This window comes from Roseovarius sp. SK2 (assembly GCF_028807495.1).
Classification (GTDB): Bacteria; Pseudomonadota; Alphaproteobacteria; order Rhodobacterales; family Rhodobacteraceae; genus Roseovarius; species Roseovarius confluentis.
This window is the reverse complement of the sequence record NZ_JARAMK010000012.1, coordinates 80,757-103,571: the sequence shown is the minus strand read 5'-3', so window position 1 is coordinate 103,571 and position 22,815 is coordinate 80,757. Positions and strand designations below refer to the sequence as shown.

The window sequence follows — 22,815 nt, the reverse complement described above, 5'->3', positions numbered from 1 at the left end:
CATCACAAAGGAGAAGAGTATGCGACTCTTCAAAGCAAAACAGTGTGCGCTTTCCGAAACAGCACTCAGTTCTTCGGAACATCTGGCAAAAGGTCTGTCCCGGCGTCAGTTCGGTTTGACCGCGGCTGCCGCGCTTGCCATGCCGACGGTATTGCGCGCGCACGGATCACCAAAAATCACATCGAAAGGGACCTATGATGTCACTGTCGACCGGGTTCGGATCAACACTGGAAACTTTCGGAAAATGGGCGTCGGTTACAACAAGAGCCAGATTCCAACGATCCTGCGTTTCAGGGAAGGCGAGGAAGTCACCATTAATGTGACCAATAATCTTCGCGAGAGCACTTCTATACATTGGCACGGGCTTGTCCTGCCATTCCGGCAGGACGGCGTCCCTGGCATCAGCTTCAACGGTATCGCCCCGGGTGAAACCTTCACCTACCGCTTTCCGATTCAGCAGGCGGGCACGTATTGGTTTCACAGCCACTCAGGCTTTCAGGAACCCGATGGTGCTTACGGTGCCATTGTGATCGAGCCGCGCGATGGTGAACGGCTTGGGGCAAATCGCGATTATGTCGTGCAACTGGCCGACAAACACCCGCATCCGGGCAGCCGGATCATGCGGAATCTCAAGAGGATGCCGGATTATTACAACCGCTCGCAACGCACGTTGCAGACCCTGATCAAGGATTCGCGTCAGGACGGCCTAAAGGCAGCCCTCAAGGACCGCGGAATGTGGGGCCGGATGCGAATGATGCCAACCGACATCGAGGATGTGCAGGGATACACGGCGCTCATCAACGGACGAAGCACCTCGCAAAACTGGACAGGACTATTCCGGCCAGGTGAGAAGATCCGCCTACGGATCATCAATTCTTCGGCCATGACCTATTTCGATATGCGTATTCCTGGCCTGAAAATGACCGTGGTCCAGGCTGATGGCAATGACGTCAAGCCAGTCACGGTTGACGAGTTGCGTGTCGCCGTAGCCGAAACGTATGACGTCATCATCCAGCCGCGGGAAAACAAAGTTTATAGCATCATTGCCGAATCAATGGGTCGCACTGCGCTCGTTCGTGGGACTCTATCGCCAAAAAAAGGTTATGCCGGGGCCGTGCCGCGGCTCAGGTCCAAGCCATTGCTCACAATGGCCGACATGAGCGGCATGATGGGGATGGATATGGGTGACCACGTCATGCAGAACGCAAGTGGCATGCAGACCATGAGTGGAATGGAGCACTCAAAAATGCAGGGTATGAATAAGCCCGGCATGAACGGCATGGAGAACTCTGGCATGAATATGTCAGGCAATCACGACCCATTCTATGCGCCAGGGAGCGGGCTGACACCCAAGGCCTATAACGGCGGCAAGTTCCTGTCCTACACGGATCTGCGCGCTGCGCGGCCGCTTTACCGGAACCGCGCTGCCTCGCGCACCATTGAACTGCGTCTGACGGGCAACATGGAGCGTTACATCTGGTCGATCAACGGAGTAAAATACGAGGATGCCGACCCAATCGTGCTGAATTATGGCGAACGGGTGCGCATCCGCTTCATCAATGAGACAATGATGGCGCATCCAATGCACCTGCACGGGATGTGGTCGATCATCGATACCGGTCAGGGCGCGCGTAACCCCATCAAGCACACGGTGAGCGTCCAACCCGGCACGACAACCGACATAGAGGTAGAGGTCGATGCCCCTGGACAGTGGGCTTTCCATTGTCACCTCTCTTACCACGCTGACGGTGGCATGTTCCGCAAAGTCGTAGTCAGAGGGCGCCCAGCCTGAACCAGTCAGTAAAAGGAAAATCAAGATGAAACGTTTCAAACTGGCCGGACTTGCCGGCCTCTTTCTGCCATGGGCTCAGGTCACATACGCCGAGCCGCTTATCTGGGGTTTCCAAGCGGAGCAGTTCGAATATCGCGCGATGGATGGTGAGGATGCCTTCGTATGGGATTTTGATGCTCTGGCGGGATCGGATGAGTTGAAATTCGTCTGGAGAAGCGAAGCCGAGCTTGGCCTCACATCGGATGATTTCGAAAAATTGGAAAACCAGGCGCGACTTCAGTTTCCAGTTTCGCCTTTCTTTGATGCCGTAGTGGGGGCTTATGCGGATACGCCGGGTGGGGCACCTGACCGCTACGCTGGTGTGGTAGGCCTCAAAGGCCTCGCGCCGCAGTGGTTCGAGATCGATGCCGATCTTTTCGTGTCTGATCACCCATTCTTCCGTTTCGAGGCAGAGTATGAGGCACTGTTGACCAACCGCCTGATTTTCACGCCGAGCATCGAAGTTGATATGCCCCTGAAGGATGATCTGGCGCGCGAACGCGGCGCTGGCGGTGCTATAGTGGAGATCGGAGCGCGGCTCAGCTATGACGTCATCGACCGCGCTTTTTCTCCTTATGTCGGCGTTAACTACGAGGCCTCTTATGGCGACACGAAGGACATCGTCAAAGCAAATGGTGAAGATACTGATGCATTTTCGATCGTCTTCGGTACGCGCCTAATGTTCTGAAAATTTTGTCGCCCCGGCTGCAAGCCCGGGCGACTTTCAAACTATGCAATCCCCAAAGGGAGCGTGAGAGATTAACAGCCAAACTTGAAACGAAACCGTGATGAGTGGACGGGGACACGCGGGTCACATGCGGTAGAGCGGACGCAGCATGGCAATTTCAGCTTAACGAGGTCGCTGTCGATGTGCGCGAGATGATGGGCCAGGCCGTCGACGCCGCGTGAAATGGAGATTCTACGATTACGTCTTGAGCTTCCATCAGCTGGAAGCCCTAGGGTCGTAGCGACCCGGACGCAATCCCGCCAGATACGAGGACGCACCGCACCATGTCGAACGATAGAAGCCAAGTCGGCTGGATCACTACAGATACGCTGGGTCCGAGTGCCATCGGTTCGGGGTTGTTCCTCGTATTTGCGCCCGTTCACCTTTGGGTGCCCGAACAGGTCTCGGTCGCAATCGCGGCCCTGACACTGGCCGTGATCGGGGGCGCCTATATCGGTTTCGGCGCCTCCTCTGGCTTGGCCCGGCAGTTCTGGTTGGAATTCGGGGCCGCTGCCTTCTACGCGTTTGTGGCGCTTGTTGGTCTGCTCTGGTCCCCGCTCGCGTTGCCGCTGGGACTGGCGGCGCATGCGGCCTGGGACCTGCTGCACAGTATTAGCGCCTTCGGTGCACCGGTGCCGAAATGGTACATTCCCTACTGCGTGGTCTTCGATCTGCTGGCCGCCGGTTTTCTCCTCATCCTTTATCTACCGTGAGGGCGGTCAGGTGGCACAGGGCATCACGGTTGGAACAGGCGCAAAAATCGTCCTCGCGGTCGCGCTCGTGGCCGCTGCGGCGGCGCTGTTCCTTGGGCCCTTATCAGGCTTCGAGGAAGACCTCAGCGGCGAGCGGATATCGGCCTCTGTGAGCGCCGCCGGCGCATGGGGGCCGATCGTCATCATCGCCCTCATGACGATCGCCATCGTCGCCACGCCGATCCCAAGCGCACCTATCGCCTTGGCGGCAGGTGCCGCATACGGACATACGATCGGCACCATTTACATCGTCATCGGCGCCGAACTCGGCGCCTTGGCGGCCTTCGCTCTGGCACGGTTCCTGGGGCGCGATGTGCTGACCAGAAGGTTGGGCGAGACGGTGGACAAGGGCTGGCTCGGATCGCAGAACGCGCTGGCCCTGACCGTGTTCGCCAGCCGGCTGATGCCGTTTATCTCGTTCGACATCGTCAGCTACGCTGCCGGTCTCAGCTGCCTGCATTTCTGGCGTTTCGCTGTAGCGACGCTTGCCGGCATCATCCCAGCCAGTTTCGTTCTCGCGCATTTCGGTAACGAGGCGGTGAGCGGCGAGCCCGGGCGAGCCGCCTGGGCCGCTGTCGGGCTGGGGGCACTGACGCTGACCCCCCTTATCGTCGGGGCGATCCGCGAGCAGCGCGGAAGGAAGGCTCGCTCATGACCGCGACCCCCAGGCCCGACGCGCGCCCGTCCCCGGGCTGGAGAGCCGTTCGCGCGCTGATCCGCCGCGAGCTGTTGCGGACTTGCCGCTGGCAACTGGGCAATCGGGCATTGCACCTTGCGGATGGCGAAAAGGTGCGCTGGCTGCCTGAAGACATCGAGCGTTTTCTCGTCACGCTCGATCGTGCAGCGGAAGAGATGCGGGAGATTGCCGGATTGCAGACCCTGCCCGATTGCGGCAGCCGGCTGATGGTGGAGCTTGCCATCTACACCGTCGCCGCCGATGCGCGCTCTGCGGCGCCCCGGGGCCGAGACGGGGTGCGCGCACGCGGTCGTCACCGATGTCGGTTGGGAACTCTACCGCCGGATGCTGCGCCTGTCGTCGCTGTCCGCGCGACTCTTCAGCCGCGATCCCGGGCGCAGGCTGCGCTGGACGATCCGGGCGCTGCTGGTGTTTCCCTTCCACCCGGTCGGCGCCCCGGGCCTTGCTGCGCGCGTCTTTCGCGATGGCGACGACCTGCAAACGCATTTCGCACATGCCCGCCGCAAACATTTGCCCGGGCGGCCGCAGCGCATCGCGCGGAGCCCGAACTGCTGGAAGCCTTTCGCGAAAGTTGGAGCCTCAACGACCGGCCCGGCGCTAATCTCATCGCCGGGGATGGCAAGCGGGGGCATTCCCGCAGACCGCAGACGCTCTCGGCCGGGAAGGCACGCGCATCCAAAAAGGGAAATGTCTAGATGAAATCTGAATACAAGGCGAACAGTATAAGCCTCGCGGATGCCATCGCGATGGGGACGGGCGTGATGATCGGTGCCGGTATATTCGCGCTGACCGGACAGATCGCACAGCTTGCCGGACCGCTCTTTCCGCTGTCCTTCATCGCCGGTGCGCTTGTCACTGCGTTCAGCGCATCTACCTACGTCAAGATGTCCAATGTCTACCCTTCGGCCGGAGGCATCGCGATGATTCTGCAGAAGGCCTATGGCCCGACGACCGTCGCCGCGGGGGCCGCGTTGCTCATGGCCCTATCGATGGTCATCAACGAAAGCCTCGTTGCGCGGACTTTCGCCACATATTCTTTGGAGGGATTAGGCGTCGAGCAGACCAACTGGTTGGTTTCTACCCTCGGTGTGGGTCTGATTGTGTTTGCCTATCTCATCAACGCTGCCGGCAACCGGTCGGTTGGGTTGTTCTCGATCGTCATGGCTATCCTAAAGGTGGGAGGTATCACGCTTTTCGGGGCGGCGGCGCTCTGGGCAGGCGGTATTTCGTTCGAGGCGGCGACGGACGGGCAATCGACGCAAATCACCGGCTTCGTGGCCTCCGTTGCGCTTTCGATCCTCGCTTTCAAAGGGTTCACCACGATCACCAATAGCGGTGCCGAAGTGACCAATCCGAACCGTAATATCGGTCGGGCCATCGTTGCGTCCATCGGCATCTGCGTTATCGTTTATCTTCTCGTCGCCTTCGCCGTCGGTTCCAGTCTTAACCTTGAAGAGATCATCGCTGCAAAAGACTATGCCCTTGCTGAAGCCGCAGGGCCGACCTTGGGCCGCAAGGGCTTCTACCTGACTGTCCTACTGGCCATCGTCGCCACGTCCTCAGGACTGATCGCGAGCATTTTCGCGGTCTCTCGAATGCTTGCCATGCTGACCGACATGAAACTGATCCCCCACAGCCACTTCGGCATGCCGGGTGCGATCCGAGACCATACTTTGGTCTACACCGTGGTTATCGCCAGTTTCCTAGCGGTGTTCTTCGATCTCAGCCGGATCGCCTCGCTCGGTGCGTTCTTCTATCTGGTGATGGACATCATCATCCATTGGGGCGTGTTTCGGCACCTGCGACAGGAAATTGGTGCCGTGGGGGCTATTCTGCTCAGCGCGATCGCGCTCGACATCGTCGTGCTAGCGGCGTTTGCCGCTCTGAAATGGCAGAGCGATCCGCTGATCGTGCTGGTGTCCGTCGGGATGATGGCAGCTGTCTTTGCCTTCGTGGGGCTCTTTCTCCGCCGCCGCCCGCCGCAGGAGGCACACTCCCAATCTCACTCGAAAATGTAGGAGAGAATCCGATGCTGACCGCCGCATTGCCCTTTCCCGACATCGGCCACGAAGTCTTTTCGTTCGATATCTTCGGATTCCACCTCGCGCTGCGCTGGTATGCGCTCGCGTATATCGTCGGCATACTCATTGGCTGGCGTATTTGCGTTCGGGCCGCCAGGCGGCCCGCAATCTGGCCGAGCGCGGGGGCGCCGATGAAGCCCGCACAGGTCGACGACCTTCTGACATGGATCATCCTCGGCGTCATCATCGGGGGGCGCCTCGGCTATGTCCTATTCTACCAGCCGCAATACTACCTGCAAAACCCGTCAGAGATCCTGATGGTGTGGCAGGGTGGCATGTCCTTCCACGGCGGGTTTCTCGGGGTGACGGTTGCGGCTCTCGTTTATTGTCTGCGCTGGCGTTTGCCATTACTGAGCACGGCGGATCTCTTGGCGCTGGCGACGCCGCCGGGGCTCTTTCTCGGGCGTCTCGCGAACTTCACGAATAACGAGCTTTGGGGCCGCCCCACCACAATGCCCTGGGGGGTCGTCTTTCCGGGCGAAGCCGCGCAGACCAGCCCCGGCATCGAGGGGCTCTGCGCGAGGCACCCGTCGCAGCTTTACGAAGCGTTGCTCGAAGGAATGGTGCTGTGCATCCTTATGCTGGTTCTGGCATGGCGAAAGGGCTGGCTGAAAAGGCCCGGTGCCCTGACAGGGGTGTTTCTTGCGGGCTATGGCATGTCCAGGGCCTTCGTCGAGTTCTTCAGGCAGCCGGATTTGCAATTCGTAAGTGAGGATAACCCAATCGGACACGCCCTGCATTTCGGAACCTGGGGACTAACGATGGGGCAGGCGTTGTCGCTGCCAATGATCTTTGCCGGACTGGCATTGATCTGTTGGGCTTTTCGCATGCAACAGCGAGATCGCGACCAGAAGACAACCGAGACATTGTAAGTTTCGATCCGCTCGAACCTATGCAATGAAACGCTGCGCGCCGTTTATCCCAAAACGAGAATCAAGTCATCCGACAGCGAAAGGTCCGGAATGTGAAGGTTCTCTGGTGCGGGTCCTTTTCTGATGCGCCCGGCGGTGTCATAATGCGAGCCGTGGCAAGGGCAAAACCAACCTCCAAAATCGCCGGAGCCGTTTCCAAGCGGAACGCATCCCAAGTGAGTGCAAACGCCAATCATGACCAAATACTCTTCGCGGCCGGGAACTGCCCGGTGCTCATCGGTCGCCGGCACGTCCCCGTCGAAGTTGGGGTTTCTTGCGATCGCATCAGGTAGGTCGGCGACACTTTCGGAACGCGCCGCAGAAATTTCCTCTTCAGTTCGATAGCGGATGAACACCGGTTTTCCCCGCCACTTCAAAGTGAGTTGCGTGCCGGGTGTCAGCTTGGAAATATCCACGCGGATACTGAGCAAAGCTCTGACATCAGCGGCAGGGTTCATCTGGTTAACAAGCGGCCAGATGGCCGCGCCCGTGACTACGGCCCCTGCCCCGGCAGTTGCATAATATAGGAAATCGCGTCGCTCTGCATGGTCAATAGACTTTGTCGTAGCTCCTCTTAGGGGATTTCAGCACTGGAAGCTCAAGCAGATTCTTGTAACAGACTGTATCGCTACCGGCCTGAACGGTATTCCGGGGGGCGTGGAAAGGTAGTGCACAGCAATCAACAAGCTCAGATGTCGCGACTGCTTGACTCGGCATTTTCTTCGGCGTTCAAACCTGCAAAACCCCAAACATCCTTACGACTTCCTTCGACGACGAAATTGATGTAAGCGAGTCTGGCTTGTAGATATGCCGTTACTCGCGGGACATTTTCTTTAACCTCCCAGGTTTGGGAAGAAGGAGATGTTCATGACCAAAGATCAACGCGAGATCCAACGCAAGTTGCGGATACTGCGACATGCGGAGGAGATCGGTCACGTCGCGAGGACTTGCCGCTATTTCGGGATAGGTCGATCCAGCTTCTACCGTTGGCGTCAAGCCTATGCGGAGCGTGGCGAAGCTGGCCTGATCAACGCGCCGCCCATTCCCAAGTGGCATGCCAATCGGACGCCGCCTGAGCGCGAGAACAAGGTACTTTATCTTCGGCGCAAGTATCACCTCGGCCCGATGCGGATCGTCTGGTACTTGGAGCGCTATCACGACATCAAACTGTCTGACGCCACGGTTTCGCGCATCCTGCGCCGCCATGGGCTGAACCGCCTCCCTCGCGGCACTCGCATGCGCAAGGTTCACACCAAACGTTATCAGAAGCAGGTACCCGGCCATCACATCCAGATGGATGTTAAGTTCCTGACCTTCATTGACTAGAAAGGTGAGAAGGTACGCCGGTTCCAATACACCGCCATCGATGACGCAACGCGGGTTCGGGCGCTGAAGATTTACGAAAAGCACACCCAAGCCAATGCAATCAACTTTGTTGACCACGTCGTTGAAAAGTTCCCGTTCCGCATCCGCGAAATCAGGACGGATAATGGCCATGAGTTCCAGGCCAAATTCCATTGGCATGTCGAGGATCTTGGCATCCGCCATGCTTACATCAAGCGCGGGACGCCGCAGCTGAACGGTAAGGTGGAACGGTCACACAGGTCGGATGGGCAGGAATTCTACCAGTTGCTGAGCTACAAAGGCGATGTCGATCTTGAAGCAAAGTTGGGCGAATGGGAGCGCTTCTACAACTTCCACAGGCCGCATGGCGCACATAACGGAAAGACGCCTTACGAAGCGCTCAGAGAGAAGCTATAATCAACAAACGGGATGTCCCACGAGTAACCGCACCTTACAATCATCCAGATCTCGCGCCCTTTCATGCGACCCATCGCCGTCTGAATGCCAGTATCGATGGCTTTGGTGGCGTTGACTACGCCAAGAAACCCACCCAGCAGGAGCACAAACAGCGCTACATCAATTGCGTTCGCCGCATAACTGTCCGGGTCATAGAATCCTGCCACGGGAGCTAGCATGACTTCGACAAAGCCCTGCGGATTGGGATCGACGGTCTGGTAGGTTCCCGGCACGGCGACTTCACGCCCGACCTCTTCGTTCATCGCACGATCATATTGTCCTGCGGGGATGATCCAGGTCAGGGCTGCGACAATGATGATTAAGACAAAAAGGATCGAGTACGCGGTCGGAAACCATGACGATACGCCATCACTGTGTGATTCCCTATCGGTTGGATTGTCGCTCATGGGTCCGCTCCCGTCTTGTCATTGAGTTGCGTCATGTGTCTGCGTGAGGTTTGGCAAGAAGGCGGGAACACGCGCGGCATACGCGTCGAACCTGTCTCCGAACGCGGCCCGGGTTTCCCGCTCCTCTGCGCGAGCAAGCCGCACGTACATCCAGATCAACACCGGATACATTGCCAGTGTCAGCAATGTCGGCCACTGGACCAGAAAGCCGTTCAAAACGAGGATGAAGCCCACGTATTGCGGATGTCGGACGCGCGAATAGGGACCACTGGTAGCCAGCGTGCCGTTCCGTTGGGCTTGGTAGAGCACTCGCCAGGCAGCCGAGATCATCCAGAACCCAAGCCCGATCAGAACGAAGCTCAGGATGTGGAAAGGACCAAAATGGGGATTCGCCTGCCAGCCGAAGAGCATTTCCGGAAGGTGGCCGGCATCGTGCGAAAACCAGTCAATGCCCGGATATGAGGTCTGCAACCAACCGGACAGCAGATAAATCGTGAAAGGAAAGCCATACATTTCAGTAAACAGCGCAACGAGAAACGCGCTGAAAGCTCCAAAGCTGCGCCAGTCGCGCGCCGTTTGCGGCTTGAAGAAGCTGAATGCAAAAATGATGAAAATGGCCGCATTCAGCAGGGCAAATATCCACAGCCCATATCCTGAATCATGCATCATGACTTGTCACCTCCGCCATGACCCCCGTGCCCACCATGCATGAAGAGATGCATTACGACGCATCCAAGAAGAAGCAGCGCGAGAAACCCATTGCCGCCGAAAATATGGACACGATGTTCGAATGCGAGGAGGAACGCTCCAATCCCCAGAGCAATCAGAAGAAAGACGCCTGTGCGAGATTTCCAAAAGCCCTTTTCCTGATTGTCGTGGTTATGATTGTGCTCAGTCATTTACTTTGATCCTGTTGCTGTCGAAGGGAGAAATTGTCTGCCGTCATTGGCTCAGAACTTCAGTCGTCTCAGCCTCAAGGAGTTCAGCACAACCGACAGCGATGACGCACTCATCGCGAAAGCGGCGAAGATGGGGCCGATCAGGATGCCGAAGAATGGATAGAGTACGCCCGCGGCGATCGGCACGCCCGAGGCGTTGTAGATAAGCGCAAAGAACAGGTTCTGGCGGATGTTGCGCATCGTGGCCTGGCTCAGCTTTCGGGCGCGCACGATGCCGTCCAGGTTGCCTTTGACCAGAGTGAAGCCCGCGCTCTTGATAGCGACGTCTGCGCCGGTGCCCATGGCAATGCCGACATCGGCCTGTGCCAGCGCCGGGGCATCATTGACCCCGTCGCCCGCCATCGCGACTTTCCGACCCTGCTCCTGCAATTCCTTGATGATCCGGGCCTTGTCCTCGGGAAGGACATCGGCGCGGATTTCGTCAATGCCAAGGCGGTTCGCGACGGCCAGCGCGGTGCGCTCGTTATCGCCGGTGGCCATGATGATGCGGAACCCCAGTTCGTGCAGCGCCTCGAGGGCGGTGGGCGTGGTCTCCTTCACCGGGTCGGCCACGCAGACGAGCCCGGCGATCGTGCTGTCGAACACGATGAACATGACGGTCTCACCCTCGTCGCGCCGCGCATTGGCGGCATCCACCAGGGCACCGCTATCCAGCCCCATGTCTCGGATCAGCGCCGCATTACCCAAGGCAACTGCCTTGCCATCGACGCGGCCCTTGACGCCCTTGCCGGTCACCGCCTCGAAATCCTCGGCCTTTGCGAAATCCACGCCGCGTTCCTCTGCACCACGCACGATAGCCTCGGCCAGTGGGTGTTCCGACCCACGTTCGAGCGAAGCGGCGAGACGCAGCACCTCGGCCTCGTCATGGCCGTCTTCGGGCAATACCGCCACCAGCCTGGGCTTGCCTTCGGTCAGGGTTCCCGTCTTGTCCACGATCAGTGTGTCGATCTTCTCGAACCGTTCCAGTGCTTCGGCGTTCTTAATCAGCACACCCAACTGCGCCCCCGTACCCGTCGCGGTCATGATCGACATCGGCGTGGCAAGGCCAAGCGCGCAGGGGCACGCGATGATGAGCACCGCCACCGCCGAAACAAGGCCATAGGCCATGGCCGGGTCCGGTCCCCAGATCGACCAGACGACGAAAGACACGATGGCGACCGCTATGACAGCCGGCACGAACATGCCTGCCACCTGATCGGCATATTTCTGGATCGGCGCGCGGCTGCGCTGCGCATCGGCGACCATCTGCACGATCTGGCTGAGCATCGTGTCAGCGCCGACGCGCGTGGCTTCGATCACGAGGCTGCCGGTGCCGTTGATCGTGGCGCCGGTGACGGGTTCGCCGGCGACTTTCTCGACGGGAACAGGCTCGCCGCTGATCATCGACTCGTCCACCGAGGAGCGCCCTTCGACGACGACCCCATCGACCGGCACCTTATCGCCGGGCCGGACACGCAGGTGATCGCCCAGTTGCACCTGCTCGAGCTCGATCTCTTCCTCGGTTCCATCGGGGCGGATCACCACCGCTGTCTTCGCAGCCATGTCCAAGAGGGCGCGAATCGCCTTTCCGGTACCTTCGCGGGCGCGCAGTTCCATGACCTGCCCAAGAAGAACCAGCGTGACGATCACGGCGGCGGCCTCGAAGTAGACACCGACGTTGCCGTTCTCATCGCGGAAACCCGCTGGGAATATCTGGGGCGCAATGACCGCAAGGATACTGAATATGTAGGCCGCGCCCACGCCCATCCCGATCAGACTGAACATGTTCAGGTTCATCGTTCGGAAGGAGTGGTAACCGCGCACGAAGAACGGCCAGCCCGACCACAAAATCACCGGCGTCGACAAGGCAAGTTCCAGCCAGAGAGATGTCCGTTCGCCCAGCAATTCCATGAAATAGGTGAAACCGACGAACGGCCCCATCGCGAGGACCAGGACCGGGATGGTTAGAACGGCACCGACCCAGAACCGCCGGGTGAAATCGACCAGTTCGGGGTTAGGGCCTTCGTCCTCTGCGCTGACGGTCTCGGGCTCCAGCCCCATACCGCAGATCGGACAGGAGCCGGGGCCGGGATGTCTGACTTCGGCGTGCATCGGGCAGGTATACACCGTGCCGGCGTAGCCTTCGGGCACGGTGTCGTATTCACCCCCCTTGACCCCCGCTGTTGCGGCGCCGTGGGCGTGACTGTGGCCGGAGTGATCATGGCCGTGATGGGCGTGGTCCGCGGCCTCGCCCTCGGGGACCAGGAACATGCCGCATTTCGGGCATTTCCCTTCTTCGGTGCCACGTATCTCGGGGTGCATCGGGCAGGTGTAGACTGTGCCGGTGTGGCCTTCCGGAACCGTGTTGAAAGTTTCCGGGTCGTCAGCCTCCCTTACTGGCTGGCCTTTGCTGTCGTTCATTTTGCGTCCTTTCCTGTCCCGTTCCGTCGAGATGCTGTCTATCCCCGATCCGAGATCTCAAAAATGTGCCCGTGGCCGGCTGAAATCAGGTGTCTTCGCTGACCTGTTTTCAGACAGGCATGTTTTTCAGCTCTTCCATCTGCCTCGCTGCCACATTCTTCGGCTATGACCCATGCCGGAGCGGGCCGGACAACATCGGCAATTCATGTCCTTTTCCTTCCCGAAAAGAAGTTGAACGTCGGCACGAAGATCACGGCGATGTACCAGCCATAGGCAAAGCTCTCGACCAGCCCCAGAAAGGCGCTCGACCAGCTGATCCAGGCCACGCCGGGCAGAAGTGGTAGCCAGGCTTGATACATGGTGGCGGTCGGGAACAGCAGGCCGAAGATAACGCAAAGCACGAAGCTGATCGCCAACAGAGTCCCAAGGGCCATGCCTAAGGGATAGATGCGAACAGGTGTGCGATCAGACATAATTTCTCCTTCCAAACTCTTTGGGGATGTCTCGCTGGGGAGATGACTGCACCCACAGCCAAAGAGGTGTCACGAGGTTTCCTGTATCGTTTTGTCACGATGGGTGCCGAAGATGGCTCCCGATGTGTGATCTTGTTCGAGGGGAATCCGGATGGCTATATCGCGATTTCCCCATGCGTAAGACGAGTGGGCGAGAAACAGGGCACAGAGTCCTGCAAAGGCGCTTAGCGAAATCATGACTATGTTGTCCTTCTTTTGGATGAATGTTGAAAAGTTACCGGCCTAACCTTCTCGCTACGCGAGACCGTGACGCGGTCGATCTCAATTATTGCTGCAGCAGCATCTCCCGCAGCGTGCAGCGGTCGATCGGGCCTCGGGCCGGACTTCGGTGGCTAGACTGACAGAACTGCCGCCACAGCACCCACCGGGCTTTGCGGTTTGGGTTTTATCGTTTTGGATGGTATTTTGAGCCATCTTTTTCTCCTTCAATCCTGGTTTCATATTGAAGACGCCTGCCACGTCATTTCATTACAGGGAAATCGGTGGATTTCGCGACCGATCCAGCGGGTCACTTCGTTCCGCTTTTCAGCAACAGATCGGGCGCGAGGCTTTAGGGCGGAATATCGAGATTTCGCGGCGCGGCATCTTTTCGAGTTCGGTCCGACTGATCGCAATGCGATCCGTGGCAAGGGCCAAACCATCCGCCGAACCCTCAAGCGCTAGAGCTATCCTGACCGACCGGCACACACCCCAATTGGGTGTACACAACTATCACGACCACCCACTCACCTCCCTCGCCAGCCGACCTCTTTTGATCGCGCGCCAGCATCACCCGGTCTTTGTTGGAGTTATCCTCAATGGCATCAATCGGATCAACTAGCTCTTCGAGATCTGTCGCGCGCGCCCCGGAAATCACCTCAGGCGAACGCCGCCATATGAAGGCGGGCTTGCCTGCCCAGTCATCCGTGATCCTGGACCCTACCGCTACGTCCGTCAGATCGAAGATACTGGTCGATTGGCTGATGACATCTACCGAAGGGTTCATGGAATTGATCAGCGGTCAGACCGCAGCGGCCCTTGCGACTACTCCGGTGGCTGCAGCGGCATAGTAGAGAAAGTCTCGCCGACGGCTGCGTTTGGGACACCAATTGTCTGTTTTGAATTGGACATCTTGTTCCCCGTCGCTTGCTGTTGGTCGAGTTCACGACGGCCATTAGCCGCAGCGCTGTTCGTTTGGTTTTTGCTGCTATCAGGCCGCTACTTCCGTAGCTTTGAATTGCTGGTCTCATTTGAAACAACAGGAGACGGTCTTTCGGTATCTAGCAGCAGAACCACGAGTTCGGTCGCCATATCGCGACGTAATCCGGCAAGGAGGTAGGCGCAGTCCTTGGGCCCGAGGCCCAAAATTCTGGCCGCTTCAACCAGACTCTGGCCGTCACTTTCGATCCGCCGAAAGAGTTCTTGGGAAACCGGCGCATCGGCATGGTGCGAATGCGACGCGCATGCGCAGCCCATCCGGTGAACGAGACTAAACAACTCCGTTGAGGCGGCGAGGCGCTTATGGATTGCCGGATCCGATGTATTGTCCTCTCCGCTGATCATTTTGGTGTCTCCCGCCATGATGCCCGGATATGGGCTTTCACGGAAGTCGACGCTTCCTGGCAGAAACCATTACAAGCTGGGCCTATTCACCCAGCATTAGTTGGATGCGTCCTTGGGAGCACAGTGGGTCTGATCCTCGGGGTTTTCGCAGCCGATCGGAGGGCAGTAGCAGTCATCCCAACCTGTCTTGCAACACTTGCCACAATGACCCGTCAGCGCATCGCGCAAGGCCGCGCGGGCACGATGCAGACGCACGCCAAGCGCGTTGCGGGTCAGGTCCATGTCGACGGCGACCGCAGCACGGTCCTCCTCTCCGAAGTCGATCCGACGAATCAATTCTGCATCTGCATCCCGCAGCGCCGGGATCAGACCATCCAGGCAACGGCAAAACTGCGCCATCTGTGCGGGGGCATCATCAGCCAGTGCCTCGGGTTCACTGCCATACGCTTCGGCGAGGCGCCCCCGGCGAGCCACCTTACGGAAATGATCGTTCATCGTCGATCGCAAGATGGCGTAGAGCCAGGAATCCATTCGCTCCACATCTCGCAGCTGGTCTTTGCGCGTCAGCACCCGAACGCAGAATTCCTGCAAAATATCGTCCGCATCCGCCTTGTTGCCCAAACGGCGCACCAGAAATCCCAGAAAGGCTTGCCTACCCTCTGCAAGCGCGATCTCGGCCGGGTCGTGGTCGTGGGCGGGTTCCCGTGTTTCTTTGTCTGGCTCCGTCATATCTCATCCCTCCATTTCATTGAGATGCGAGCACATTGCATTAAGTTCGACAAAACGCGGCACTCAAGTTCGTTCATCGAAGGTGACGGATAAACGACCGGTTCTCGGTTGCTTTGGAGGGTTGCGTCTTCAAACCTCATTGAGTGTCCGTTCCTTTCCGCAGTGAACCATCGCTATTCCTAAAAATATCATAACGATGCCTGCAATTTGTAACACAGAGAGCCACTCACCATAGACCACGATACCCAAGGTCAGTCCAAAAACCGGAATGAGAAAACTGAAGGCATTGGCACGATTCAATGGAACTGTTTCAAGCGCTGAGAACCACAGCCAATAGACAAGTGCCGATCCTGCCATCGCCAGGACGAGAAGCGACGCGATGAATGCGGGCGCCCAGTTAATTGTAGTTGGCTCCTCCATGGATATCGCCGCAATGACGAGTGGTACGCTACCTAACAGCATCTGCACGCCCATTGCCGAAAGGCTGTCCACCTTTCCTGCAATGGATTTTATCAGGACGTTGCTAAGCGTAACGCCAGCGGCTGCAAGAATGATGTACAAAACGCCAATGGCATAACTCTCGTTCCCGTCTGTCAGAAAATCCGGCAGGGCAATTAGCACAATCCCCGCAAATCCAGCAAACAAACCTGCGCTACCAATTAAGGACAGCTTTTCCCCGAGCCAGAACGCCGCGAGGACAGCTGCCAGAAGAGGTTGCGTGTTCGCTATTACTGTCGCAAGTCCCGGTGAGACAAACTCTGCCGCATGAAACATCCCGAGAAAGCCAAGACTCGTCGCACCGAAGCCAACTCCCGCTAGCGTCAACCAAACTCGGTGCCCTCGCGGAAACGGTCGCCCTAAGATCAACGCCAAAACTGTAAGCACGCCGCCTGCGAGGAGCGCCCTCATGGCGGCAAAAGTTAAATGAGGCGAGTATTCGAGCCCGGCCACGATGACCGGGAAGCACAAGGCCCAGAGCACCATCGCAAGGACAATCTTCAGGGCCGCTACTGGTGTCATGTGTGGTCCTTTCATCGAACCGGCTCACGTTCATTCTGTCTACGATCTACAGGATCAAGCGTCAGATACCGAAGAAACCTGTCACCAAATGTAACCAGGTCGACTTCTGCGACAGACCATTACACGACAAGTCCGGGCGCCTGTTGCGCGACACGTCGCGTTTGCCATGTTGGACCTACAACACGCCAAAAATGGAGGCTTACAATGAAACGCAACACCACGCTCATTCTCGCAACCGCATTTGCTACGGCTCTCGGCGGCGCAGCGCTCGCGGACATGGGATATGTAACCGGGCATCATGATCTGCCCGACCGCGATAACAACATCCACATGAACGATACGATGCGCGGCCATTTCGATCACGCCGATCAAAACAAGGACGGCAAGGTCACGCGCGCGGAGATGGAGGCCCATATGGAGGCTGCATCAGAGTTCAAGAGCATGTTCGAAGAGCGCTTTGACAATCCGCAGCGAGGCCAATGAAGCTATACAACAGGCGCTCTGGCTGACAAAGGAAAGTCAAATTCTCTGCAGCTTAAACACGACTGTGGCGCTCAAAATGCGCCGCAGTCAGCTGAAGTCTCATAACGGCTATGGCCTTCTTTTCGTCCGTGCTTCGCCTCGCGATAGAGAACGCTAAGTCGACGCGATTCACCGATTCCGGTTTCGGATAGCGTCGGAAATCAACACGGAAACCTATGCGAAAACAAGGAGCGACCCTATGAGATTGCCGTTACTAGCAATCGGTGCAGTAGTACTCACTAGCAGCGCTGCAATAGCCGATGTCTACATTCCGGAAGAAGAACTCGGAACAGTACTTCATCTGAACGAAGCCTTTGAGGTTGTTGGCCGCATCGAGGGTCTCGACAACGTTCACGGACTGGCCGGCGCAACAAACCGCGGCATCCTGGTTGCCGGTAGTCTTACGGAAACCGAAGTCGGCATGGTGCCCAAGCCTTCCGTAGTTTCTGAGGAGGATCACGCAGCCCACCACGGAGGCGGAGAAGATGCCGGCCCGGCCACTTCGAGTCTGATCACCTTGGTCGACGCGGACAGTCATGAAATCCTGCGTCGCATCGAAGTTCCCGGAATCGTTCACCATGTCGGGGTTTCGTCGGATGAACGCTTCGCCGCGGTGACGCATCCTGGACTCGATCCTGTTTCGCTGATCGACCTGGAACGCGGTGAGGTTACTGCGACCGTCGCCACGGGTCCGACCCCGGAATATGTAATCGCCGATCCAAAGAAGGGCTATTTCTTCGTTTCCAACGCCGGGAATGACACGATCAGCGAACTCGAGCCTAAAGACGGGATTGTTACGCGCAACTACAAACTGCAAGGTCCACCCAAGCACATGGTGCTGGATGCCGGGGCCCGTCAATTGATTGTCAGCGAGTCTGACGTCGGCAAGGTTTCAATTGTCGATGCCGACAGTGGTGAAACTCTTGATACGTTTGAACTTGGAGGAAACCTGCACGGCGTTGCAGCCGATAAAGATACAATCTGGTCGAGTGCACGCGAGCGTATTCTTGTGGTACGCATTGACCGCGCAACAGGTGAGCGTGTGGAAGTCAACATCGGACCCGAACCCTATCACATGGTGCGCGTGGACGATGTGCTTCTGGTAAGCAGCACATCCAAGAACGAGCTATGGGTTCTCGACCCGAAAACGCTTGATCTTCTCACGACTGTCAAGACCGACAGCACGGGGCATCAATTCGTTCAAATACCATAGGTTCAGACGATTTCAGCCAAAGCGGACACTGCAGTTTAGGTCCGCCACTATGCAAGATTGCTGACGAAATAGTTGAGCTGATCAGTTAGTGCGAAATCAGCAATTGCAACGCTGCGGTGTGTACAACAGCCCTGCTGGCAATCTAGGCTGAAACAAAGCACCACGCCGTTCCGGAAATAAGGGCCGTGACGGCGTGGCTAGTTTAGTCAACTCTGAAAAACTTGTAGCGGCTCAGCTGCTTGAGATAGCTTCCTTCAATCAAAAGCTAAGCCTGCGAGAGGAGAATTCGATCACGCTCTTGTTCAGCAAGCCACCCTGCCCTTTTGTGAGAGTTCTTCACAACTAAAATCCTGGATCAGCAAACTCCCCGAGCAGGGCGTTTCGCTTGAACCATTTGTCACGTTCATCGTGGGCTTCAACCTCCTCGCGCGACACCATGCCGTCCTGATTGCGGTCTATGTGCCGAAAGTGGCCTTTCATTGTATCTCCCGAATGGGTGGCATCACCTCGCTTGGGCAGTTCGTGATGCCCGGTACCGTAGCCGTTGTCTGCCAAGACAATACCACCAGCAGACACCGCGACAGTTGTACAAAAAATCAGTGCCAGTTTACGTCTCATTCACTTTCTCCTTTTCTCCTACATGAATTGTTTGCCGATGAAGTATGACTTGGGTTGGGAACGCTGCTAACGGCACGTTTGTATCAATCTGTCGCAAAGTGTGGCTTTGTTACATTAAGTGACAAATTTTCTCGGCAGCGATCCTTTCATCGCTTAGGTACAAAAGATGATAAAATCTCCGCACATACTTCTGGTCGATGACAGCGCCGAAATTCGCAAAGCGGTTGCGCGATACCTGGAAAAGAATGACATGCGCGTGACGACGGCGGTCGACGCTTCCCAGATGGATAGTCTACTCAAGATTGGCCGCTATGACCTTATTGTCCTCGACGTGATGATGCCAGGCGAAGACGGGATATCGGTCTGTCGTCGTCTGTCCACCACAGGGCTGGCCCCAATCCTCATGTTGACAGCGCTTGGCGAGGAAATGGACCGCATCATCGGCCTCGAAGTCGGTGCGGATGACTATTTGCCCAAGCCCTTCAACCCTCGCGAGCTACTGGCGCGGATAAAGGCAATTCTGCGCCGCGCGCAGAAACCGGAAGCGCTCGCCGGGAGTCTTACGGGCAGCAGGGTTAGGTTCGCGGACTGGACGCTCGAAACCGATACGCGCCGCCTTTTCGCAGAGGACGGCCGCGAGGACGTACTGACGACATCAGAATTCAAACTTCTGACGATCTTGCTCGAGCGCCCGCGTATCGTGATGAGCCGAGAACAGCTTTTTGATCTGACAGTCGGACGAACACCGGCCGCTTTCGACCGGACGATTGACAACCAGATTAGCCGCCTCAGGCGGAAGATCGAGTACAACCCAGGTCGTCCGAAGATCATCACAACGGTTCGAAACGGGGGCTATTGCCTTTCAACGGATGTCGAGGTGCAGCAGTGATCCGCAAGCGGCTGGATAGTCTACGCGTCCAGCTTCTGTTGCTCATCATCGGTAGTCTCGCCGTCGCCCAGGCGATTAGCATTTGGCTGTTCGTGGACGAGCGCAGTCTCGCCGTGCGTGCTGCTATAGGGGCAGAAGCGGCCGGGCGCGCGGCGAATGTGGCCCTGCTACTCGAACAGGCTCCAACGGACTTGCGAGCCTCCATTCTTCGAGCTGCAGACTCGCCGCTGGCACGGTTTCGGATCAACCCGCAGGCGGCTGTTGATCATCTTGATCACCGCGCCGGAGGAGCTGTCGAAGCGCGCGTCAGGTCATTGTTTAGCCCTGAAGACAGTCGCGAAATCCGAGTAGAATTGCATGAGTTTGAGCGCGCATTCCCACCAATGAGTTCAGTGCCGCCGCAAATAGTCGCAGAGCACAAGCAGATGATGCATGACAAGATCTCAGGGCTTGAATTAACATTATCTATCGCGCTTGAAGATGGCACATGGCTGAATGTCGATACGCGCTTTCAGCGACCGCCGCTACAGTGGCCAATCTTTTCTGCGGTGAGTTTTGGTTTCACGGCGGCGTTCCTGATCGGTGTTGCTTGCTGGTACTTGCTTGCTCGCCTGACCTGGCCGTTAAGGCGCTTGGCGCAAGCCGCAGACAGGCTTGGGAGGGGAGAGGAAAACAAGCCACTCCCAGTCGCGGGACCAAGCGAAGTCAGAGAACTGACGGATACCTTCAATCACATGCAGGAGAGACTGGTGCGCACGGTTGCTGACAAGACGCGTATAATGGCCGCTCTGGGTCACGATTTGCGTTCGCCACTGACCGCATTGCGGGTTCACGCAGAGATGGTGGATGAGGAAGAGACGCGTGACGCCTTGGTGAAATCCATCGAGGAAATGCAGGAAATGGTCGAGCGCACACTGGCTTTTGCTCGAGGCATGGCAATAAGTGAACCTCCTGAAACAATAGAATTCGGGGAATTTCTCACTGAGCTGAAGTGTGACATGCTCAACGCATTCCGACTCGAAACGGACACACCGCTTCGGGTGAGGCTTCGGCCTCAATCCATGCGCCGAGCTTTGCGGAACGTCATAGAAAATGCAGTACGTTACGGCGACGATGTCGAGGTCACGTATAGCCGCGAGTATGACAGGGCATCAATCTGGGTTCGTGATCATGGTCCCGGCATCCCGGAGACGCAGCTAGAAGAGGTTTTCGAACCATTTTTTCGGGTCGAGACGTCACGCTCACGCGAGACGGGTGGCACCGGTCTCGGCCTGTCAATCGCACGCACTATCCTGCGCTCGCATGGCGGCGATATAACTTTGCAGAACCACCCGGACGGCGGGCTTCTTGCGCGACTCGATTTGCCGTTTTCACAAAGTTCCAACCAGCAAGAAAAGACAGTATCATGAATGCCTATATGACGGTCAAATCCAGCGTAATCGCTCTGTTCGCGGGCACAGTCTCGGCCCTCGCGGATCCAGGCGGCATTGCTGATAACACCTTTGGACACATGATGTGGGGAGATGGTCATGGTTGGTGGGGAGGTTTCGGCATGATCCTTTTCTGGGGGGTGATTATCGCGGTTACCGTATTCTTCTTCCGTATGCTCACCAGCAACCGTTTGGGCGAAACTCGCGATGCGATGGAGATCCTCAAGGAACGCTATGCACGCGGTGAGATCGACGAAGATGAGTTTCGGCGCCGCAAGCAAGAACTCCAAGGCTAAGCCATCATGCCCTTTCCCGCTTCGCCGAAATGACCTCCCAGACATCATGCCAAAGGCGCGAGTATGAACGTGTTGCTCGAGAAGCCAACAGATACGCGACCTGCCACAGCATAAAACAAAACCGGCGCAAGTGTGACCGCACAGCAGACTCATATCCCAAAGTTCATCATGTTACTTGAATTGGAAAGCTCTACTCGTGATTTGGCCATTTTCATAATGTCGAGGCCCCGTAATTCGAAACCCTGCTAAAGGCTTATCCTGCAGGGAGGTGAGCGATACAAACCGTTACGTATTTCACGGAGTTTTCATCCCGACCATTCTTGACCTTCCAGTGCGGGAAGGCGGTTCAAGAGTCCCATTCAAGGATCGAATGCGCGGAGACGGACGATGGAAGACAAGACCCCCAGGGCAATAAGACGCCGAGGCTTTCTATTCTTTTCGGTTGGAGGGCTCGTTGCTCTTGCGGCACCATCGGTGTTGCGTGCCCAAGAGTTCGGACTCGGTTCGCCGGAATATTTCGTCATTCCGGTTGCATCGCTGGCAGGATCACTTTGACGCGCTCGGCAAAGGAATTCTGCTTTCCGATACCAACACCAGAGTTCTTCAGCACTGGACCGCGGATGGGGAGATGCGCATCTACCCCACATCGGTTCCTAAGGGCGACGAACTCACGCGGCGTGGCTATAGCGAGATCGTCTACAAGGACGATGCGCCGGATTTGGTGCCCACCACGTCGATGCGCGAGCGCGATCCGTCTTTGCCGGCATATGTCGCCCCCGGCCCCGAGAACCCGCTGGGCGTGCGCGCCATGCATCTGACCTGGCAGTACTACCGCATCCATGGGACCGGCGACACGCGCAAGATCGGTCGCAAATCCTCCAGCGGCTGCATCGGTCTCTACAACGAAGATATCATCGAAGTGTTCGACAGGACTCCAATCGGCACCCAAGTCAAACTTATCTGAAGTAAGGATCAAATGAACAAGACAGTTCTAGCCATTCTGGCCTTCTTCGTGTTGGGCGGCGCAGTAGTCTACTGGAAAATCGCGCAGCAACCCCAGCAGGGGATGGGCCATTCGGTGGTACCTCCCGACACCAGTGATCTGGAATCGGGCGCCCCCATGGTCGAAGTTTCGCTGCCGGCGGAGCTTTCGGACCAGGCGCAGATGGGCAAGCGGGCCTACGAGGCGAAATGTGCGGAATGTCACGGCAAGAACGCCGCAGGCCAGAACGAGGTCGCACCACCACTCGTGCACAAGATCTACGAACCGAACCACCATTCCGACATGGCGTTCGTGATGGCCGCGAAAAACGGTGTGCGCGCGCATCACTGGAATTTTGGAAACATGCCGCCGGTCGAAGGTTTGACTGATGGCGACGTCGAGTTGATCGCACGCTATGTACGTGAATTGCAGACGGAGAACGGGATCAACTGAGCCTTGGGCAGGTTCCGGGTGCC

Annotated in this window: 25 protein-coding genes and 2 pseudogenes; 15 read left to right on the top strand and 12 right to left on the bottom strand. The window is 57.4% G+C overall.

Going from position 1 to position 22,815, the window contains the following annotated elements; translation table 11 throughout:
- Positions 1–19 precede the first annotated feature (19 nt).
- The 7 genes from PVV74_RS19620 (at position 20) to lgt (ending at position 6,960) form a co-directional block, all read left to right on the top strand.
- The gene (locus PVV74_RS19620) at positions 20–1,792 is read left to right on the top strand and encodes a copper resistance system multicopper oxidase (RefSeq protein WP_103764595.1); all 1,773 of its coding nucleotides are present in this window, start codon (positions 20–22) and stop codon (positions 1,790–1,792) included.
- 25 nt (positions 1,793–1,817) lie between these two features.
- The gene (locus PVV74_RS19615; protein WP_103764596.1) at positions 1,818–2,519 is read left to right on the top strand and encodes a copper resistance protein B; all 702 of its coding nucleotides are present in this window, start codon (positions 1,818–1,820) and stop codon (positions 2,517–2,519) included.
- 323 nt (positions 2,520–2,842) lie between these two features.
- Complete coding sequence (locus tag PVV74_RS19610; protein WP_211286184.1) at positions 2,843–3,271, top strand: DUF6010 family protein; 429 nt, start codon at positions 2,843–2,845, stop codon at positions 3,269–3,271.
- 10 nt (positions 3,272–3,281) lie between these two features.
- Positions 3,282–3,965, top strand: a complete 684-nt coding sequence (locus PVV74_RS19605; RefSeq protein WP_425442941.1) for a TVP38/TMEM64 family protein — start codon at positions 3,282–3,284, stop codon at positions 3,963–3,965.
- Positions 3,962–4,702 (top strand): hypothetical protein, encoded by a 741-nt coding sequence (locus tag PVV74_RS19600; RefSeq protein WP_146050084.1) that lies wholly within the window; start codon positions 3,962–3,964, stop codon positions 4,700–4,702. The genes PVV74_RS19605 and PVV74_RS19600 overlap by 4 nt, the downstream gene beginning before the upstream one ends.
- Positions 4,703–6,025 carry an APC family permease gene (locus tag PVV74_RS19595; protein ID WP_103764599.1) on the top strand — a complete coding sequence of 441 codons (1,323 nt, stop codon included), beginning with the start codon at positions 4,703–4,705 and terminating at the stop codon, positions 6,023–6,025. It abuts the gene before it with no gap.
- 11 nt (positions 6,026–6,036) lie between these two features.
- Positions 6,037–6,960, top strand: coding sequence for a prolipoprotein diacylglyceryl transferase (lgt, locus tag PVV74_RS19590; protein WP_103764600.1), 924 nt, complete (start codon positions 6,037–6,039; stop codon positions 6,958–6,960).
- 44 nt (positions 6,961–7,004) lie between these two features.
- Here lgt and petA read toward each other — a convergent pair whose 3' ends face one another.
- Positions 7,005–7,553 (bottom strand): ubiquinol-cytochrome c reductase iron-sulfur subunit, encoded by a 549-nt coding sequence (gene petA / locus PVV74_RS19585; protein WP_103764601.1) that lies wholly within the window; start codon positions 7,551–7,553, stop codon positions 7,005–7,007.
- Between the two features lie 313 nt (positions 7,554–7,866).
- Between petA and PVV74_RS19580 the strand changes: the two are divergent.
- Positions 7,867–8,760: pseudogene (locus PVV74_RS19580) on the top strand (IS481 family transposase).
- Here the strand turns inward: PVV74_RS19580 and PVV74_RS19575 are convergent.
- From PVV74_RS19575 to PVV74_RS19535, 10 genes and pseudogenes are all read right to left on the bottom strand, one after another.
- On the bottom strand, positions 8,733–9,206 hold the full coding sequence (locus tag PVV74_RS19575; protein ID WP_245890552.1) for a hypothetical protein: 474 nt from the start codon (positions 9,204–9,206) through the stop codon (positions 8,733–8,735). The pseudogene PVV74_RS19580 and the gene PVV74_RS19575 sit on opposite strands and share 28 nt — an antisense overlap.
- An 18-nt stretch (positions 9,207–9,224) precedes the next feature.
- Positions 9,225–9,875: a methyltransferase family protein gene (locus tag PVV74_RS19570; RefSeq protein ID WP_211286185.1), complete on the bottom strand. Its 651-nt coding sequence runs from the start codon at positions 9,873–9,875 to the stop codon at positions 9,225–9,227.
- The gene (locus tag PVV74_RS19565) at positions 9,872–10,105 is read right to left on the bottom strand and encodes a DUF2933 domain-containing protein (protein WP_074940703.1); all 234 of its coding nucleotides are present in this window, start codon (positions 10,103–10,105) and stop codon (positions 9,872–9,874) included. The genes PVV74_RS19570 and PVV74_RS19565 overlap by 4 nt, the downstream gene beginning before the upstream one ends.
- 51 nt (positions 10,106–10,156) lie before the next feature.
- Positions 10,157–12,565, bottom strand: a complete 2,409-nt coding sequence (locus tag PVV74_RS19560) for a copper-transporting P-type ATPase (RefSeq protein ID WP_274594366.1) — start codon at positions 12,563–12,565, stop codon at positions 10,157–10,159.
- A gap of 203 nt (positions 12,566–12,768) precedes the next feature.
- Positions 12,769–13,038, bottom strand: a complete 270-nt coding sequence (locus PVV74_RS19555; RefSeq protein WP_103764602.1) for a DUF5676 family membrane protein — start codon at positions 13,036–13,038, stop codon at positions 12,769–12,771.
- A gap of 712 nt (positions 13,039–13,750) precedes the next feature.
- On the bottom strand, positions 13,751–14,083 hold the full coding sequence (locus PVV74_RS22850; protein ID WP_338020436.1) for a hypothetical protein: 333 nt from the start codon (positions 14,081–14,083) through the stop codon (positions 13,751–13,753).
- A 15-nt stretch (positions 14,084–14,098) separates the two neighbouring features.
- A pseudogene (locus PVV74_RS22845) lies at positions 14,099–14,164 on the bottom strand (ubiquinol-cytochrome c reductase iron-sulfur subunit N-terminal domain-containing protein); the annotation flags it as partial.
- A 131-nt stretch (positions 14,165–14,295) separates the two neighbouring features.
- Positions 14,296–14,640, bottom strand: coding sequence for a hypothetical protein (locus tag PVV74_RS19545; RefSeq protein WP_146050085.1), 345 nt, complete (start codon positions 14,638–14,640; stop codon positions 14,296–14,298).
- A 96-nt stretch (positions 14,641–14,736) separates the two neighbouring features.
- On the bottom strand, positions 14,737–15,369 hold the full coding sequence (locus PVV74_RS19540) for an RNA polymerase sigma factor (protein ID WP_103764604.1): 633 nt from the start codon (positions 15,367–15,369) through the stop codon (positions 14,737–14,739).
- Positions 15,370–15,498: 129 nt separating this feature from the next.
- Positions 15,499–16,389 carry a DMT family transporter gene (locus PVV74_RS19535; protein WP_103764605.1) on the bottom strand — a complete coding sequence of 297 codons (891 nt, stop codon included), beginning with the start codon at positions 16,387–16,389 and terminating at the stop codon, positions 15,499–15,501.
- Between the two features lie 204 nt (positions 16,390–16,593).
- Between PVV74_RS19535 and PVV74_RS19530 the strand changes: the two genes are divergently transcribed.
- A complete protein-coding gene (locus tag PVV74_RS19530; protein WP_146050086.1) occupies positions 16,594–16,872 on the top strand; it encodes a hypothetical protein in 279 nt (92 codons plus the stop codon).
- Positions 16,873–17,110: 238 nt separating this feature from the next.
- Positions 17,111–18,124 (top strand): YncE family protein, encoded by a 1,014-nt coding sequence (locus PVV74_RS19525; RefSeq protein ID WP_146050087.1) that lies wholly within the window; start codon positions 17,111–17,113, stop codon positions 18,122–18,124.
- A gap of 342 nt (positions 18,125–18,466) precedes the next feature.
- Here PVV74_RS19525 and PVV74_RS19520 read toward each other — a convergent pair whose 3' ends face one another.
- Positions 18,467–18,742, bottom strand: coding sequence for a hypothetical protein (locus PVV74_RS19520; RefSeq protein WP_146050088.1), 276 nt, complete (start codon positions 18,740–18,742; stop codon positions 18,467–18,469).
- A 166-nt stretch (positions 18,743–18,908) separates the two neighbouring features.
- On the opposite strand from PVV74_RS19520, the gene PVV74_RS19515 reads away from it, so the two are divergent.
- From PVV74_RS19515 to PVV74_RS19495, 5 genes are all read left to right on the top strand, one after another.
- Complete coding sequence (locus PVV74_RS19515) at positions 18,909–19,631, top strand: response regulator (RefSeq protein WP_103764609.1); 723 nt, start codon at positions 18,909–18,911, stop codon at positions 19,629–19,631.
- Positions 19,628–21,040, top strand: a complete 1,413-nt coding sequence (locus tag PVV74_RS19510; RefSeq protein ID WP_211286186.1) for an ATP-binding protein — start codon at positions 19,628–19,630, stop codon at positions 21,038–21,040. The genes PVV74_RS19515 and PVV74_RS19510 overlap by 4 nt, the downstream gene beginning before the upstream one ends.
- Positions 21,037–21,357: an SHOCT domain-containing protein gene (locus tag PVV74_RS19505; RefSeq protein ID WP_245890553.1), complete on the top strand. Its 321-nt coding sequence runs from the start codon at positions 21,037–21,039 to the stop codon at positions 21,355–21,357. Before PVV74_RS19510 ends, PVV74_RS19505 begins: the two co-directional genes overlap by 4 nt.
- 628 nt (positions 21,358–21,985) lie before the next feature.
- Complete coding sequence (locus tag PVV74_RS22915) at positions 21,986–22,321, top strand: L,D-transpeptidase (RefSeq protein ID WP_425442943.1); 336 nt, start codon at positions 21,986–21,988, stop codon at positions 22,319–22,321.
- Between the two features lie 12 nt (positions 22,322–22,333).
- Positions 22,334–22,792, top strand: coding sequence for a c-type cytochrome (locus PVV74_RS19495; RefSeq protein WP_103764610.1), 459 nt, complete (start codon positions 22,334–22,336; stop codon positions 22,790–22,792).
- Positions 22,793–22,815: the final 23 nt, after the last annotated feature.